This is a genomic window from Pseudomonas fluorescens (assembly GCF_005938625.1).
GTDB lineage: Bacteria > Pseudomonadota > Gammaproteobacteria > Pseudomonadales > Pseudomonadaceae > Aquipseudomonas > Aquipseudomonas fluorescens_BD.
Genome location: NZ_VCNJ01000001.1, coordinates 234,773 through 250,591, shown reverse-complemented (window position 1 = coordinate 250,591; position 15,819 = coordinate 234,773). Strand labels below are relative to the sequence as shown.

The following is a 15,819-nucleotide window of genomic DNA, read 5'->3' as shown; positions in this document are numbered from 1 at the left end:
TGTGCGCATTGGCGCACAGCAAGGGTGAGGTCTAGGCTGGTCAGTCAGTCGCCCATGCGGCGCAACGCCCACGCAGGGACAGGAGCGGAACCGATGAAAGCCCCAGCCAGTATTGTCTGCCTGATGTTCACGCTGGTGCTCGCGCCGGGAGTCCGCGCTGAAGACCCGCCGCCTGCGCCCGCTGCCGAGGCCACGGACGATGCGCCGTTGATCAACCCGCAAGTGGTCGACAAGCTCATCGACATGGGCAACTACCTGCGCAGCCTGCCGAAATTCCAGGTCGATGCCCAAGTCTCGCGCGACACGGTTCTGGAGTCCGGGCAGAAGATCAAGACAGAGTCCGCCAATACCCTGAAAGTGGTCGGCCATGATCGCCTGTATGCGAAAAGCGAAGGCGATGTGCGCACCCGCGAGTTCTTCTATAACGGCAAGAAGCTCACCCAGTATTCGCCGTACCTGAAGTACTACACCACCGTCGATGCCCCGGCCACCGTCGCGGAAACCCTGCACAAGGTCGAGAGCTTCTACGGTGTGCAGGTACCGATGGAGGACCTGTTTCTGTTCGGCAGTGACCAAGCGCAGATCGATGCCTTGAAAGCTGCGCTGTACGTGGGGCCGTCGGTCATCAAGGGCCAGCTCTGCGACCATTTGGCGTTTCGCCAGGAGGGCATCGACTGGCAATTGTGGCTGACCCGCTCCGACAAGCCCTTGCCGTGCAAACTGGTGATCACCACCACCGACGATAAGAGCTTCCCCGAGTACAGCGCGGTGTATCAGTGGAACCTCAAACCGACCATCCCGGACACGCAGTTCACCTTCAAACCGGGCAAAGGCGATGTGGCGATTGCGTTTAAAAAAGCCAGCGATCAGGGAGGGCAGTGACATGAACAAGTCGATGACGTGGAGTCTGTTGTTGTCGCTGGCCGCCGCCACGCTGCTGACCGCCGGTTATGTCGCCGAAGCCGATGCCCGGGGGCAACGCGCTCAGGGACATGCCCGCGCCAACGTCAACCGCGCGCCGGCGCCGAACGCGCAACGGGCGCAGCGGATCAATGCGCCGCAGCGCACCAACAATGTCAGCGCCGGCAATCGGGTCAATTCGGGCAATCGGGTCAATGCCGGCAACAACGTCGGCAACCGCACGAACGTCAACAACAGCAATCGCAACGTAAACCGTAACGTCAACATCGATAACAGTCGCGATGTCGATATTGATGTCGACGGCCATGGCCGTTATGGCTACGACGATCACTACCATCCGCTGGCGGCCGCAGCGGCGGTCACGGCAACCGTCGCGGTCACGGCAGCGGTGGTGGGGGCGATCTTCACCCCGGCGCAAATGCCCAGCAGTTGCGTGCAGGTGATTCGCTACAACGTCGCCTACATGCAGTGCGGCTCGACCTGGTACCAGCCGCAGTATCAGGGCAGTGATGTGACGTATGTGGTGGTCAACGCGCCTTGATCAGGCTTTCGGCACCCAGGCTTGCATTTGCGCCAACATGCCACGGCCGCCACGGCGCAACCCGGTGGCCAGGGTCAGCCACGACAGGTCGGTGATAATGACGTGTGCGGCCGGGACCAGCCGCACTTCACCGGCGGTGCCGCCGGCAGGGCCACCGTCGGGCATGAAAATCGTCAGCCAGTCGTCCACGCTTTCGACGATCAGACACAGCCGAAAGCCTTCGCCCTCGGCAATTATTCCGACCTTGGAACCGTCCTCGTTTTCCAGCCCGGCAAAGCGTGCCGTGGTGTCCTTGAACAACTGGTAACCCGGCAAGTTGCTGAGCAGCTTGTTTTCAGTGGCTTCCATCGCCCGCGCTGCCGCTGAGGTGCGTGCGAACAGCCCGGCGAGAAAATACAGCACGATCAGACCCAACAACGTCGCCACACTCACCAGTGTAACGCCCGCGACGTCATAGCCCTTGAACATCGGCAACAACTTCTCGACCGGCCCGCGCAGCAGGTGGATGGCTTTTTCGATCAGCACGACAATCAGCACCAGCGGCAGGATGAACAGCAGCCCGCCGATCACGGTGGTCTTGATGAACTTGAACATGACGGCTCCTTGAATGACGTGCGATCGGATTCAAGGCTAGCTGATCTGCGTCCACCTGCCGGAAGTCCAGCGCCGGAGAGAGCGGGCGTAATCAGCGCCGCCAACTGCCCAAGGGTAACTCGACCTCGCGCTCGGCGGCAGCCAAGGCTATCTCCAGCCCGGACTTGTCCAGAGGTGCGCAGTAAGCCGGTTTCGCCCGCTCGAATCGCCAGCTCTCATCGAGGCCACCGGCGTCGACCGCATCGAAGCCGAGGTCGTCCAGCAACCCCACAACCAAGGCCTTGGCCTGCGCATCATCCGCTGCGATGGGCAGGGCGCGCCGCTCGCTGGAACCGCGCGGCCGGCCATCGCTGAGCAAGTCTGCGGCGAGGATGGCGTTGAACACCTTGACCACCGTGGCGCCCTGCAAATGCTCGGCGAGCAAGCGGCTGGTGGTGGTCTGAAAGGTGTCGAGCGCAGCGATGTGGCCGTCGCGAGCCGGGTAATAGTTGTTGGCATCGAGTACGGTTTTGCCCTCGAACCAGGCTGGCGGCAGGCTCGGGATGTGTTCGTAGGGGATGGCCAGCAACACCACGTCGGCAAATTGCGTGGCCTGTTCGGCGGTGCCGATCTGGCAGCCGGTGATGCCGGCGAGCACACTGCTCATGGTCTTCGGGCCGCGTGAGTTACTGAGCATCACTTCATGCCCGGCAGCGAGGGCGATTTGCGCGACGGCGCGCCCGATGAAGCCGGCTCCAACGATTCCAATGCGCATGGTGTGTTCCTCTATCAGGTGGGGAGCCACTATGATGATTGCTGACCAGATGCAGATAAATCGCACTCTGTTACTTACTTTCGCTAACAGGAGTTTCGAATGGATCGGCTGAGCAGCATGGCGGCTTTTGTGATGGCGGCTGAAGCGGGCTCGTACGCCAGCGCCGCGCAACGCCTGGACATGTCGGCGCAAATGGTCGCCAAACACGTGGCTGCCCTTGAGCAGCGGCTCGGCGCGCGACTGCTCAATCGCACCACGCGCCGGCAAAGCCTGACCGAGCTGGGCCAGGCCTACTATGAGCGCTGCAAGCACATTGTCAGTGAGGCGCAGGCCGCTGACTCGCTGGCGCAGATCATGAATGACACGCCGCGCGGCAAGCTCAGGGTCAGTGCACCAGTGACGTTTGGCTCCTACAGCCTGATGCCGTTTGTGACCGCGTTCTTGCGCGAGTTTCCCGAGGTGGAAATCGACCTGCACTTGACCGACCGTGCGGTGGATCTGGTGGAGGAGGGGTTTGAGGTGGCTTTTCGGATTGGCCCGTTGGCCACGGCCAGTCTGACCGCCAGACCGTTGGCTGCGTACCGCTTGATCGTTTGTGCGGCGCCACGCTATCTGGCCGAACATGGCACGCCGCAAGTGCCCGCCGATCTGCAACAGCATGAGTGCCTGGGGTATGCCTATTGGTCGCGGCCCGTCGACCACGAGTGGTCATTCTTCAACGGCGCCCAGGTCGAGCGTGTGCCGGTGAGCAGTCGCTTGCACGTCAACGAGAGCAAGGCGTTGTTGTCAGCGGCGGTCGATGGTTTCGGGATTGTGCTGGGGCCTGCCGACTTTCTTGAACCGGCATTGCGCAGAGGCGAGTTGGTGAGGTTGTTGGAGGGGTTTGAGGCGCCGAGCAGGTCGATGCATCTGCTGTACACGGCGCATCGGCAGAAGACGGCGAAGGTTCGTCAGTTCATCGATGCCGCGGTCAGGCGCTTTGCCTGACCGGGCATCCGGCTCAGTTAATGCGCGGATGCTGCTGCACCAGCTCCTTGCGCTTGGCTTCCAGCGCGGCGATTTCGGCGTCGATGTCTTCGATCTTCTGTTCGATGTTGTCGTGGTGTTCCTGCAGCAGCTCTTTGGCCTCTTCTAGGTCGGAGGCGGCCGGCGCGGCACCACGCAACGGCTTGTTGGCGGTTTCCTTCATCGTCACGCCGGTAATCAGACCGACCACGGCGATGACCATCAGGTAATACGCCGGCATGTACAGATCATTGGTGCTCTCTACCAGCCAGGCGACCACGGTCGGCGTCAGACCGGCAATCAATACCGAGACGTTAAACGCAGCCGCCAGCGCACTGTAGCGAATGTGCGTGGGAAACATCGCTGGCAGTGTCGAAGCCATCACGCCGATAAAGAAGTTCAGCAACACGGCCAGCATCAGCAGACCGGCGAAGATCAAACCGATCTTGCCGCTGTTGATCAGCATGAACGCCGGAATCGCCAGAATGAACAAGCCGATGCTGCCGACGACGATAAAAGGTTTGCGGCCAATCTTGTCGCTGATAAAGCCGATCGCCGGCTGCACAAACAACATGCCGACCATGATCGCGATGATGATCAGTACGCCACGGTTTTCGCTGTAGTGCAGGTTGTGCGACAGGTAACTCGGCATGTAGGTGAGCAGCATGTAGTAGGTAACGTTGGTCACCGCCACCACGCCAATGCAGGTCATCAGGCTGCGCCAGTGTTTGGTCGCGACCTCCTTGAACGAGACTTTCGGGCCGCCGGCAAGGCCTTCGCGATCGCCTTGCTCAAGCTTTTCGACGTGCTGCTGGAACGCCGGGGTTTCTTCCAGCGCGTGGCGCAAATAGAGGCCGATCATGCCCAGCGGCAGGGCGAGGAAGAACGGCAGGCGCCAGCCCCATTCCTCGAACTTCGCTTCGCCCAGCGTGGTGGAAATCAACACCACCACACCGGCACCGAGGACGAAACCGGCAATCGAGCCGAAATCCAGCCAACTGCCGAGGAACCCGCGTTTGCGGTCTGGCGCATATTCAGCGACGAAGATCGACGCGCCGGTGTATTCACCGCCCACCGAGAAGCCTTGCGCCATTTTTGCCAGCAACAGCAGGATCGGCGCCCAGATACCGATCGAGGCATAGGACGGGATCAGGCCGATGGCGAAGGTGCTGAGCGACATGATCACGATCGTCGCGGCGAGGACTTTCTGTCGTCCGTACTTGTCGCCCAATGCGCCGAAGAACAAGCCGCCCAGCGGCCGGATCAGGAAGGGCACCGAGAACGTCGCCAGCGCGGCGATCATCTGCGTGCCGGGGTCAGCGCCGGGAAAGAACACTTTGCCGAGCACATAGGCGACGAAGCCGTAGACACCAAAGTCGAACCATTCCATGGCATTGCCCAGTGCGGCGGCGGTGATCGCCTTGCGCATCTTGGCGTCGTCGACAATGGTGATGTCTTTCAAGCCGATCGGCTTGACGGTTTTCTTGCGTGATTTCATCCGGGTCTTCTCTTTGCTGATCCATCGTGCCGCGTAGATGCCATCTATTTGCTGGCGCGTACTCTTTGGCTCAGATACATGAGGACACGAAATAATTCACTGCTCGCTGCTTTTTTCCTGGCGCACCGGTGTAGGAGCTGCCGAAGGCTGCGATTGATGGTTCCCTCGCTGATCGTTCCCACGCTCTGCGTGGGAATGCAGCCGGGGACGCTCCGCGTCCCAAGATCAAAAGATCGCAGCCTTCGGCAGCTCCTACAGGAATATGTGTTTACCGGCGAATGGCTGTATACGATTGCCGCAGGTCGCTGGCCCAGCCATCCAGCACCACCTTGACGTCGTCGGCAGTCAGCACCTGTTTGTCGTTCTCCAGCGGCACACCGGTGCCTTTGCGCACCACTTCGGCAATCACTTCGCCGGTCGAACCGTCCTCGAACGACACTTCGGTGGCGACTTCACTGTCCTGATCACGGATGCCGGTCGCCGTACTGACACCGGCCGCGACGAGGGTGACCGGTAGCCACTCATAAAAGCGCAAACCCTGAGTGCTGGTCGCCACTTGAGTGATGGCCGGGCGCACTATCAGGGTGTTCGGCCCGGGTTGATTGACCAGATGCGTCACTTTGCTCAATTCCAGCCGCAGCGCCGCGTCGTAGTAGTCAGTAACGCCAGACAGCGTGCTCAGCGGAATGCGTTGCGTCGGCTCGGCACTCGGGTAGAACTGACTCGGCGCCAGATAAACCTGCGTGTATCGACCCCGGGCGAGGGCCGGGCTGACCCACCCCAACACGGGCTGACCGGACGGCGACTGGCGCTCGGTCAACACGCTGTAGTCATGCAGAAAGCCGCTGTGTTCCGGCGTTTTGTTGCTGCACGCCGCCAGGCTCAGCGTGGTGACAATCGACAGCGACAGCAAATGAATACGCGACATCAAACGGCTTCCTTGTTTTGCGCCAGGTTGTCCGAGCATTCGATGTGCAATCGACCATGGGCCATGATCCAGTTCATGAGGTCAGCGGTGTTGACGCTATGCACGTATTCCACCCAGTGCGCGTTGGTCGGGCTGAAATGCTCGAAGTAACGGCGCAGAACCACCGTGCCCTGATCAGTGGAAACCCCCAGGCACGATTCCTGAAAGACCACCGGTGTGTCCGGGCCGAGTGCGGCGGTGCGCTGGCTGAGAATCAACGGCCGATTGCTGTTGTGCTGCGTAACGCCCGGTTTGTTGTTCAATAACTTCATGCCAATCCCCCCGCTGGAAATAGCTGCAGAGTGCCCGCGCGGTTTTGCCAGAGAATGTCCGCTTGATGTCTGGCGCGTAGAAATGTTGCTCGATTGAAATAAATGACCCGGACGGCGAAATGGCTTTAGATTGGCGTTTTTTCGCCGCATGGATCTGTAACTGTGAGCAGACTGCTGTTCGTCGACGACGACGTGGAAATCCTCGCGCTGCTGAAGAAGTTCTTCGTGCAGCACGCTTATGAAGTCGACTTGGCGTCCCACGGCGAAGCCATGTGGGCGGCAATCGCGCAGAACCGTCCGGACACGATCATTCTTGATCTGATGATGCCCGGCGAAAGCGGCTTGAGCCTGTGCCAGAAGGTGCGCGCGCAATTGGGAATTCCGATCATCATGCTCACCGCCATGGCCGAGCTGAGCGATCGCATTGTCGGCCTGGAACTGGGTGCCGACGATTATCTGACCAAACCATTTGCCCCGCAGGAACTGCTCGCTCGGGTGCGTGCCTTGCAGCGCCGCGCTGGTGAACAGCGCAATCCGGTCGAACCTTCGCGGCCAGTGATTGCCTTCGCCGGTTGGCATCTGGACATCACCTGCCGCGAATTGCGCTCGCCGGAAAACGTGATGATTCCACTGTCCGGTGGCGAGTTCGATTTGCTCGTGGTGTTCCTCGATCACCCGCAGCGCATCCTCACCCGCGAGCAATTGATCGATCTGACCCACGGCCACGGCCATGACGCCTTCGATCGCAGCATCGATGTGCAAGTCAGTCGCCTGCGCCGCAAGATCGAACCGGACAGCAAGCGCCCGGACCTGATTCGTACGGTGCGCAACGGCGGCTATCTGTTCACCGCCAAGGTCACTCGCTCGTGATTCGCCGACTGTGGCGCGGCGACACCCTGCGCCGGCACATCGCCCTGACCATCGTGGCGGCTATGCTCGCCTCACTGGCGTTGAATGCGCTGTTCGTGCAAGTCGCCGGCATCTGGGCGCGACCACCGATTGAGCGCACCGGCCTGCTGGAGCAGATTGCCGCGACTTCGCGGGTGATCGAAGCGGCCCCGGCCAACCTGCGCCCGCAACTGGCGGCTGCGGCGAGCAGCGCCATGCTGCAGGTGTCGTGGAAAGCGCAGCGTGCGGATTTCGATCTGCCCAATGACGGGCTTCGCCTGCCTGCGAGCAGGGTGCCGGTGCTGCAGCAACTGCTGGGCAATGATCGAAAAATCGAGGTGTTCAGCCCAGGCGACTGGCCGAACGGTAGTCCCCAGGCGCATTACGCCGCCGTCGTGCAATTGGTCGATGGCAGTTGGTTGTCATTTATCCCGCCGGAGCGCAGCTGGGGCCTGGAATTTGGCGTGCGTATCGCGATCGTCATCGCCTTGGGACTGATTGCCACGTTGCTCGTTGCCTGGATCGCTACCCGGCAACTGGCCAACCCCTTACAGCGTTTCACGCGGGCCGCCAGACGTTTCGGCACCGATCTGCGCGCACCGCCGATCAAGCTTGAAGGCCCCGACGAAATCCGTCAGGCGATCATCGCCTTCAACACCATGCAGGCGCAGATCCAGCACTTCATCGCCGAGCGCACGCACATGCTCGCGTCGATCTCCCACGATTTACGCGCACCGCTGACACGCATGCGTTTGCGCAGTGAGTTCATGGAAGACCTCGATCATCAGGGCAAACTGATTCGTGACGTCGAGGAGATGCAGTCGATGATCAACGCTGCGTTGGCGTTCTTCCGCGAAGACACGCACCGCGAGCAAACCACTGCGTTCGATCTGTCGGAGCTGCTGCAAACCATCGTCGACGATTACCGCGATCAGCACATCAATGTCGACTTCGGCGGCCCGGCGCATCTGGTGTATGAAGGCCGGCCACTGGGGATCAAGCGGGTGGTCGTCAATCTGCTGGAGAATGCGCTGAAGTATGCACAGCGTCCGGTCATTGCGTTGAAGCGTGACGAGTATTCGATTCGCATCGAGGTCAGCGACGAAGGCCCCGGTATTCCCGAGGCAGCGTTGGAACAGGTGTTCGATCCGTTCTTTCGTCTGGAGGCTTCGCGCAATCGTGACACCGGCGGTGTGGGCCTCGGGCTGTCGGCCGCGCGGGCGATTGCGCGCGAGCAGGGTGGCGAGTTGACGTTGAGCAACCGCCACGGCGGGGGGCTACTGGCGTGCGTAGAACTGCCACTCTAGGGCGGACAGCTTGTACGCATTTCTCTGAAACACTTTGAAACATTCGGGCGGCGCGGGTGGTCAACAGCTCACATCCCGCATAAGAAGTGTCCATGAAAACCCCGCGTCCTTCCGCCCGACTTGAACCGCTGTCACAACTGCGCAATCTGAAAATGGCCAGATCCGCGCACGCCTATGTGCGCGGCAGCACCGTGCAGTTTTACGAGTGGCTGCACAGCCAACCGGGCCGTAGCCTGCCAAAAGGCCCGGCGGTGTGGATCTGCGGCGATTGCCATGCCGGCAATCTGGGCCCGACCGGGGATCTCAAAGGGCAGATCGATATCCATATTCGTGACCTTGATCAGACCGTGATCGGCAACCCGGCGCATGATCTGGTGCGTCTGGCGCTGTCGCTCGCCACAGCAGCGCGCGGTTCCGATCTGCCCGGCGTGGCCACCGCACGCATGCTGGAAGAAATGATGCGCGGCTACGAGCAGGCTTTTGTCGGTGATCTTGAGGAAGACCCGCCGCGGCCGGCGCAAGTCAAAGCCGGCATGCGCAGTGCCGTGCAGCGCACCTGGAAGCATTTGGCCGAAGAGCGCATCGAGAACACCAAGCCAACCATTCCGTTGGGCAAACAGTTCTGGACGCTTTCACGTGATGAACGCGCGGCGCTGAAGACCCTCTGTGCCACCCCCGAAATCCATACGCTGGTGACGTCCTTGAAGGGCCGCTCCAAGGATGATCGGGTGAAAATGCTCGACTCGGCGTATTGGGTAAAGGGCTGTAGTTCTTTGGGGCTAAAGCGTTATGCCGTGCTGCTGGGCGTGGGCAAGGGCGATGACGAAGAATATTGCCTGCTCGATATCAAAGAAGCCGTCGGTGCTGCTGCACCGCGCGCCGCCCGAGCAGCCATGCCGCGTGACAATGGCAAGCGCGTGGTCGAAGGCGCGCGGTTTCTTTCACCCGGGCTGGGCAATCGGATGCTGGCGACACGCATGCTCGACCACGGTTTTTTCGTCCGCGAGTTGCTGCCGCAGGACATGAAGCTGGAACTGGATCAGTTGAGTCAGCGCGATGCGATGCTCGCGGCCGGCTACCTGGCACGGGTCGTCGGTGTGGCGCATGCCCGGCAAATGGACCTGGCCACCCGGTCCGAGTGGATGGCGGATTTGCAAACTTGCCGCTCGAAACGCCTGGATGCGCCGTCGTGGCTGTGGACCAGTGTTGTGCAGCTGGTTGGCAATCATGAAAAAGGCTATCTGGAACATTGTCGGCGCTATGCGCTACAGCATTGATGCAAGGGCCGAGCTACTGGGCTAGCCCCGCCAGCGCAATCCCCAACGGCTGCGCCTCACCCGCCGTAGCCGCTTTCATTTCGCTGCGGTAGCCGTGAGGGCTGGTGCCCAAATGCTTCTGGAAGGCCCGGCGCATACGCTCCTCACGGCCAAAACCGGCTGTTTCGGCGATGCGCTTGATCGGCTCTCGGGTAGTCTTGAGTAATCGAGTCGCCGTCTCCAGACGCAGATTCTCCACCGCTTGCGCCGGGGTATTCCCGGTGGCGGCGACATAGGCGCGGGCAAAATGCCGTGGACTCATGCCGAACTGTTCAGCCAGCCGCTCGACGCGCAAATCGCCATTCAGATTAGCGGCAATCCACGCGTGCAAACGGGCCAGACGCCCGTCCGGATCGGTACGCAAAGCGTTGGACTGAGCGTTGAGCGAAGCGCTCAGTTGTGGCTGCTCCGCGCCGCGCCAGAGGAACACCGTGAAATAACGCGCCAGTGACAGCGCCGCTTGCGCGCCGAGGTCTTGTTCAACCAGACCGAGTGCCAGATCAATGCCGGCGGTGGCACCGCCGCAGGTCCACAGATTGCCATCGTGCAGATACAGCGCATCGCTCTGACAGCGTACCGCCGGGTAACGCGCCTGCAGTTCAGCGGCGAATTTCCAGTGTGTGACCACCTCACGCCCATCGAGCAACCCGGCAGCGGCCAGCGCAAAGCTGCCGGTGCCAATCGAGCAGAGGCGACGGATCTGTGGCGCGCGACCGCGCAACCAGTCACAGGCATGTTCATCCGCTTCCAGCGCGGCCATTCCCGGGCCACCGGCGACGATGAGGGTATCGATCACCGCGGCCATCTGGTCGATCTGCACCAGTGAGCAGGTCGCCACACTGATGCCCGAGATCGACATGACTTGGCCGCCCTGTGGCGACGCCACCAACAGCCGATAGGGCGGCTGGCCACTGAAGTTGCCGCCCAATACGCGCGGTATCGCTGCGAATACCTCCAACGGGCCGGCCGCATTGAGCAGCAACAGATCATCGAAGGCCAGCACCACGACCGTGCGCGACGGCAGCGGCGGGGTGTCCGACATGGCAGTAAAGGAGGGGTGTTTGGCATGGAGCGGCACGGCGGGCCTCGACATACTGGGTTTCAACGCAAAACGAGGGCACGACAATGCCGGTAAAACCTTCTGCTGCCAAGCACCCGCGCATCCGACACGTCGCGCTGCACCTGCGGGCGCTGCTGTGCGCTGCCACGTTGTTGCTGACGCATTCGGCAGCAGCGGCGGACAGCATATTGAAAGTAGGTGATCAGAGCGGTTTGACTCAGGCCTTGTTACAGGCAGCGGGGCAAGACCAAGGCATCGCTTATGCGCTGTCGTGGCATCCGTTTCTGGCCGGGACGACGATGCTCGAAGCTTTGAGCGCCGGAGCGATCGATGCCGGTGTCGTGGGCAATGCACCGCCGGTATTCGCTCAGGCCGGGGGGTTCGATGTGCGCATTGTCGGCGTGGCGAGCGGTGCGCAGAACAACAATGCGTTGTTGGTTCCTGAAGGTTCCAGGGTTCAGCAAGTCGCCGACCTGAAAGGCCAACGCATCGCTGTGGCCAAGGGCAGCAGCGGCCATTACTTGTTACTGGCTGCGCTGCAGCGAGCCGGCCTCACGCCTCGAGATGTGAACATCGCTTACGTCAGTCCGGTGGATGCACAAAATGCGTTTGCCAGCGGCAAACTCGATGCCTGGGCGGTTTGGTATCCCTTCGTCGGCCAGGCCACCTCACGCGGTGCACGGGTTCTGGTGGATGGCAGCGCCTGGCCGGAAACCGGGCTGAATTTCACCGTCGCCAGTGTGCAGGCACTGAATGATCCGCAGCGGGCAGGGCCGTTGGGCGATCTGCTCGCCAGGCTGGCCCGTGCTCAAGCCTGGGCCACTACGCACCCGCAAGAATGGGCTGAGGTGTTCGCGCAAACCACCCGGCTTCCCGTTGCGCTGGTGCAGGAAATGCTCGCGCATCAGGATCTTCACTACGTGCCGATCGAGTCGTCAGTCATCACTTCGCAGCAGCGTCTGGCCGACCTGTTTGCCGCTGAGCGTCTGATTCCGCGACCGCTGCAGGTCGGGCAGATCTTCGACGATCGCTTCAACGCTTCACTGCCAAACAACCCATAACCCATCCAGTTCGCCTTGCCGCGTTGCTGGCGGCAGGTTTTCACACGCCCGGAGAAAAGCCATGCCTCACCTCGAAAGCACCACGCTCAAGCGCCGCAAAACCGGCCTGATCGCTGTCGATCACGCCCGCAGCGCTGGCGGCTACACGCTGTTCGCGCCACAAACAGCAGAAGGCAATGTGTTCCTGGTCGATCTCGATGGCGAGGTCGTCCACCGCTGGAAACTACCCCAGCGCCCCGGCCGCGACGCGGTGATCCTGCGTAACGGTAACCTCGGCTACAACGGCAACCATCCGGAGTCACCGGACTTGTTTCCGGGCTGGTCGGTGTGGCACGGCGGTGCGTTCAGCGAAGTGACGCCGCAAGGCGAAGTGGTCTGGGAACACACCGATCTGCTGCACCACCATGACGCGCAATGGCTGGACAACGGCAACCTGCTTTATACCACCGCCGAGCCGTTGAGTGCCGATTTGGCCCAGCGTGTGGTGGGCGGTATTCCCGGCAGCGAGGCGCCAGGCGGGGTGATTTATGCCGACGTGGTCAAGGAGGTTGATCGCCAGGGCAATGTGGTCTGGGAGTGGCGCAGTTGGGAACATCTGCGACCTGAAGACTATCCGCTACACGAATGCTTTGAACGCCATCACTGGCCGATGACCAACGCCGTCACGCCGGGCCGTGACGGCAAGGTGATCCTTAGCCTGCGCAGTGTTTCTTCGGTGATTGCCGTGCAGCGTGGCAGTGGTGAAGTGCTGTGGCGACTGGGCCACGATCTGGTCGCGCAACAGCATTGCCCGAGTGAACTGGAAAACGGCAACGTGCTGGTGTTCGACAATGGCATCTTCCGCCCGCACGTGAGCATGCCGCACTCGCGCATTGTCGAAATCAACCCGTCGACGCAACGTATCGAATGGCAATACGCCGACACCCCGGGGTATGCGTTTTTCACCCCGTTCATGGGCGGCGCGCAGCGTTTGCACAACGGCAATACGCTGATCACCGAGGCCAACTTCGGCCGCTTGTTCGAAGTCACCCCGGCCGGTGAAGTGGTCTGGGAGTACGTCAATCCGCACTTCGCCACGTATCCCGATGCGGCCTCGCGAGGTTATTTGCCGGGGGAAAACAACGCGATATTCCGTGCCCACCGTTATCAGCGCGCAGACCTGCCATGGCTGCGTGACTGAACACGCTCTGACATCCACCGCAACGATCACGCTCACGCACGCCACGCGCAGCGAAGTATCGACTCCTCTCGAAGAGCGGCGTGAAGCCGCTCCAGGAATCACCGATGAAACTTCTTTATTCGCGCAACGTTTCTGCTGGCGCCTTGGGTTTGTGCTCGTTAATGCCGCTGCTGCCGGCCACCGCCAGTGATGTACCCAACAACAATGATGTTCTGCAAACAGTCACGGTCGAATCCCGGCGCCGTAGCGAAGACGCACAGCAAGTGCCCACCGCGATGAGCGTACTGGGTGCGCAAACCCTCGAGGAACAACGCCTGTACCGCTTGCAGGATTTGCAGCAAGCGATGCCGAGCGTCAACGTCGCGTTCATGCATGCCCGGCAATCGAGTCTGTCGATTCGCGGGTTGGGCAACAACCCGGCCAGCGACGGCCTGGAAGGCAGCGCCGGGATATATCTGGATAACGTCTATCTCGGTCGCCCCGGCATGGCGGTGATGGATCTGCTCGACATCGAGCAGATCGAACTGCTGCGCGGCCCGCAAGGCACCTTGTTCGGCAAGAACACCACGGCGGGCGTATTGAACATCACCACGCGCAGGCCTTCATCGACACCCCAAGGCAGTTTCGCCACTTCGGTGGGCGAGGACGGTTATTCGCAAACCCAGGCGAGTTTTTCTGGCCCGCTCAATGACACGCTGACCGGGCGCATCGCCGCGTACAAGACCCACGAAAATGGCTACGTGAAGAATGAATATGACGGCCATACCTTGGGCGGCGGCATGCGTCAGGGCGTGCGCGGTCAACTGCTGTTCCAGCCTAACGACGATTTCAATCTACGCTGGCTGGCCGACTATCACGAAGAAGATTCCAGTGCCGGCACACGTTCGCTGTTCAGCACCGGACCGACCATCAATGGCGTCAACCGCTATGAACAACGTGCCGCCGCCGTCGGCGCGACGTTGGTGGACGGGCGTCGGGTCAACCTCGACGCCGATCAGAACGTCACGGTGTTTCAGGGCGGCACGTCGCTGGAGGCGAACTGGACGTTGAGCGGCGATTACACGCTGACATCGATCAGCGCTTATCGCTGGTGGGATTTCACCCCGCGTAACGATGATGAGCTGAACGTCGATGTGATGGACAACGTCGGTCAATCGGCGCGCGACAAACAGTATTCGCAAGAGATCAGGCTGGCTTCGCCGGTCGGTGAACACTTTGATTACGTGCTGGGCGCGTATTACTTTCGCCAGGAAATGAGCAACAAGGTGTTCACCGACTACGGGCCGTTGGCCGACCCCTGGAACGGCACCCCGCAAGGCGCGCTGAACAACGTCACCAGTGTCGGTCATGGTGATGTCGACACCGACAGTTTTGCCACGTTTGCCCAAGGCACCTGGCACCTGACGCCCCAACTGGATTTCAGCCTCGGCGTACGCGGCACCTATGAGCGCAAACTGGCGCAAGTCATGCGCAATGCACCGCTGGGAGGTGTCGGCGTCAGCGGCGCAGCGGCCGCCGCCAGAGCAGGGCGCTTGGGCGCTTATGACTCCGGCGATTTGAGCCTCTACAGCTTCAGCCCTTCGGCACTGGCGAGTCTGGCCTGGCACGTCAGCGATCAGGTACTGGCGTATGCCTCGCTGTCTCACGGCGAAAAATCGGGCGGGGTCAATCTCAGTGTAGCGAGTGCGCCGGTCGCGGGGGCTGACTCACTGTTGATCGGCAGCGAGCGGGCCAACGACGCCGAACTGGGCATCAAAACCACGCTGCTCGATCAGCGTCTGTTGCTCAATGCCAACCTTTTCTGGACCGTGGTGCACGGCTACCAGACCAATGCCTACGACGACGTCAATCTCACCAGTTACCTGACCAACGCCGGCACCGTGCGCAGCCGGGGACTGGAAGTCGACAGCAGTTGGAGGCCCATTTCGGGGCTGACGATCAACCTCAACGGCGCCTTCAACGACGTGCGCTATCTGTCTTATGAGGATGCGCCGTGCCCGGCTGAAGTGGCCTTGCGTCCTGGCGCTCCGGCAGCCTGCGACCTGAGTGGCCATGCGGTGGTTGGCGCGTCGAAATGGATCTTCAACAGCAATGCCAGCTATCAATGGAATCTGCAAAATGGCCTGCAACCCTACGTCAACGCCAGCTACGCGTGGCGCTCCCATGCGGTCGGCACCGTGGACGATTCCCGCGACGCGCAGTTGCCGGGTTACGGGCTGGTGAACCTGTCCAGCGGCGTGCGCGGCGATTGGGGCAAAGGCCAGTGGGACGTGTCGTTGTGGTTGAAGAATGCCTTCGACAAGACCTACTACACCACGCTGTGGAATTCACCCAACGGCGCTTACACCGGAGTGCTGGGCACACCTCGGACACTCGGCATGACGGCACGCTATGATTTTTGATCGGGACATCTGCGGGTTGCCGCCGTGAAATTTATTCTGTAGATTTTCATGAA

The 15,819-nt window shown here is 61.2% G+C and carries 15 protein-coding genes; 9 read left to right on the top strand and 6 right to left on the bottom strand.

Going from position 1 to position 15,819, the window contains the following annotated elements; translation table 11 throughout:
* The first annotated feature begins 93 nt into the window (after positions 1-93).
* Together FGA82_RS01080 and FGA82_RS01075 are read left to right on the top strand one after the other, a co-directional pair.
* Positions 94-882, top strand: a complete 789-nt coding sequence (locus FGA82_RS01080) for a DUF2092 domain-containing protein (protein WP_141125715.1) — start codon at positions 94-96, stop codon at positions 880-882.
* A gap of 1 nt (position 883) precedes the next feature.
* Entirely contained in the window at positions 884-1,462 is a 579-nt protein-coding gene (locus FGA82_RS01075; RefSeq protein WP_141125714.1) for a hypothetical protein, read from the top strand.
* On the opposite strand, the gene FGA82_RS01070 is transcribed toward FGA82_RS01075, so the two are convergent.
* Both FGA82_RS01070 and FGA82_RS01065 read right to left on the bottom strand, forming a co-directional pair.
* Positions 1,463-2,056: a hypothetical protein gene (locus tag FGA82_RS01070; RefSeq protein ID WP_141125713.1), complete on the bottom strand. Its 594-nt coding sequence runs from the start codon at positions 2,054-2,056 to the stop codon at positions 1,463-1,465.
* 91 nt (positions 2,057-2,147) lie between these two features.
* Positions 2,148-2,810, bottom strand: coding sequence for an NADPH-dependent F420 reductase (locus tag FGA82_RS01065; RefSeq protein WP_141125712.1), 663 nt, complete (start codon positions 2,808-2,810; stop codon positions 2,148-2,150).
* 99 nt (positions 2,811-2,909) lie between these two features.
* On the opposite strand from FGA82_RS01065, the gene FGA82_RS01060 reads away from it, so the two are divergent.
* Complete coding sequence (locus FGA82_RS01060; protein ID WP_141125711.1) at positions 2,910-3,797, top strand: LysR family transcriptional regulator; 888 nt, start codon at positions 2,910-2,912, stop codon at positions 3,795-3,797.
* Positions 3,798-3,810: 13 nt separating this feature from the next.
* On the opposite strand, the gene proP is transcribed toward FGA82_RS01060, so the two are convergent.
* The 3 genes from proP to FGA82_RS01045 form a co-directional block, all read right to left on the bottom strand.
* Complete coding sequence (gene proP / locus FGA82_RS01055) at positions 3,811-5,313, bottom strand: glycine betaine/L-proline transporter ProP (RefSeq protein WP_141125710.1); 1,503 nt, start codon at positions 5,311-5,313, stop codon at positions 3,811-3,813.
* 268 nt (positions 5,314-5,581) lie between these two features.
* Positions 5,582-6,241: a DUF3313 domain-containing protein gene (locus FGA82_RS01050; RefSeq protein WP_141125709.1), complete on the bottom strand. Its 660-nt coding sequence runs from the start codon at positions 6,239-6,241 to the stop codon at positions 5,582-5,584.
* Positions 6,241-6,552: a hypothetical protein gene (locus tag FGA82_RS01045; RefSeq protein ID WP_141125708.1), complete on the bottom strand. Its 312-nt coding sequence runs from the start codon at positions 6,550-6,552 to the stop codon at positions 6,241-6,243. The genes FGA82_RS01050 and FGA82_RS01045 overlap by 1 nt, the downstream gene beginning before the upstream one ends.
* A gap of 162 nt (positions 6,553-6,714) precedes the next feature.
* Here FGA82_RS01045 and FGA82_RS01040 point away from each other — a divergent pair, with 162 nt between their 5' ends.
* The 3 genes from FGA82_RS01040 to FGA82_RS01030 all read left to right on the top strand — a co-directional run bounded on the left by FGA82_RS01040 (position 6,715) and on the right by FGA82_RS01030 (position 10,024).
* Positions 6,715-7,422: a response regulator gene (locus tag FGA82_RS01040; RefSeq protein WP_141125707.1), complete on the top strand. Its 708-nt coding sequence runs from the start codon at positions 6,715-6,717 to the stop codon at positions 7,420-7,422.
* Complete coding sequence (locus FGA82_RS01035) at positions 7,419-8,747, top strand: ATP-binding protein (RefSeq protein ID WP_141125706.1); 1,329 nt, start codon at positions 7,419-7,421, stop codon at positions 8,745-8,747. The genes FGA82_RS01040 and FGA82_RS01035 overlap by 4 nt, the downstream gene beginning before the upstream one ends.
* A 92-nt stretch (positions 8,748-8,839) precedes the next feature.
* The gene (locus FGA82_RS01030; RefSeq protein ID WP_141125705.1) at positions 8,840-10,024 is read left to right on the top strand and encodes a DUF2252 family protein; all 1,185 of its coding nucleotides are present in this window, start codon (positions 8,840-8,842) and stop codon (positions 10,022-10,024) included.
* A gap of 13 nt (positions 10,025-10,037) precedes the next feature.
* Here FGA82_RS01030 and FGA82_RS01025 read toward each other — a convergent pair whose 3' ends face one another.
* On the bottom strand, positions 10,038-11,141 hold the full coding sequence (locus FGA82_RS01025) for a GlxA family transcriptional regulator (protein WP_249384201.1): 1,104 nt from the start codon (positions 11,139-11,141) through the stop codon (positions 10,038-10,040).
* A 47-nt stretch (positions 11,142-11,188) separates the two neighbouring features.
* On the opposite strand from FGA82_RS01025, the gene FGA82_RS01020 reads away from it, so the two are divergent.
* The 3 genes from FGA82_RS01020 to FGA82_RS01010 all read left to right on the top strand — a co-directional run bounded on the left by FGA82_RS01020 (position 11,189) and on the right by FGA82_RS01010 (position 15,766).
* Positions 11,189-12,184: an ABC transporter substrate-binding protein gene (locus tag FGA82_RS01020; RefSeq protein ID WP_141125703.1), complete on the top strand. Its 996-nt coding sequence runs from the start codon at positions 11,189-11,191 to the stop codon at positions 12,182-12,184.
* Positions 12,185-12,245: 61 nt separating this feature from the next.
* The gene (locus tag FGA82_RS01015; RefSeq protein ID WP_141125702.1) at positions 12,246-13,364 is read left to right on the top strand and encodes an aryl-sulfate sulfotransferase; all 1,119 of its coding nucleotides are present in this window, start codon (positions 12,246-12,248) and stop codon (positions 13,362-13,364) included.
* Between the two features lie 161 nt (positions 13,365-13,525).
* Positions 13,526-15,766 carry a TonB-dependent receptor gene (locus tag FGA82_RS01010; RefSeq protein WP_249384204.1) on the top strand — a complete coding sequence of 747 codons (2,241 nt, stop codon included), beginning with the start codon at positions 13,526-13,528 and terminating at the stop codon, positions 15,764-15,766.
* Positions 15,767-15,819 lie beyond the last annotated feature (53 nt).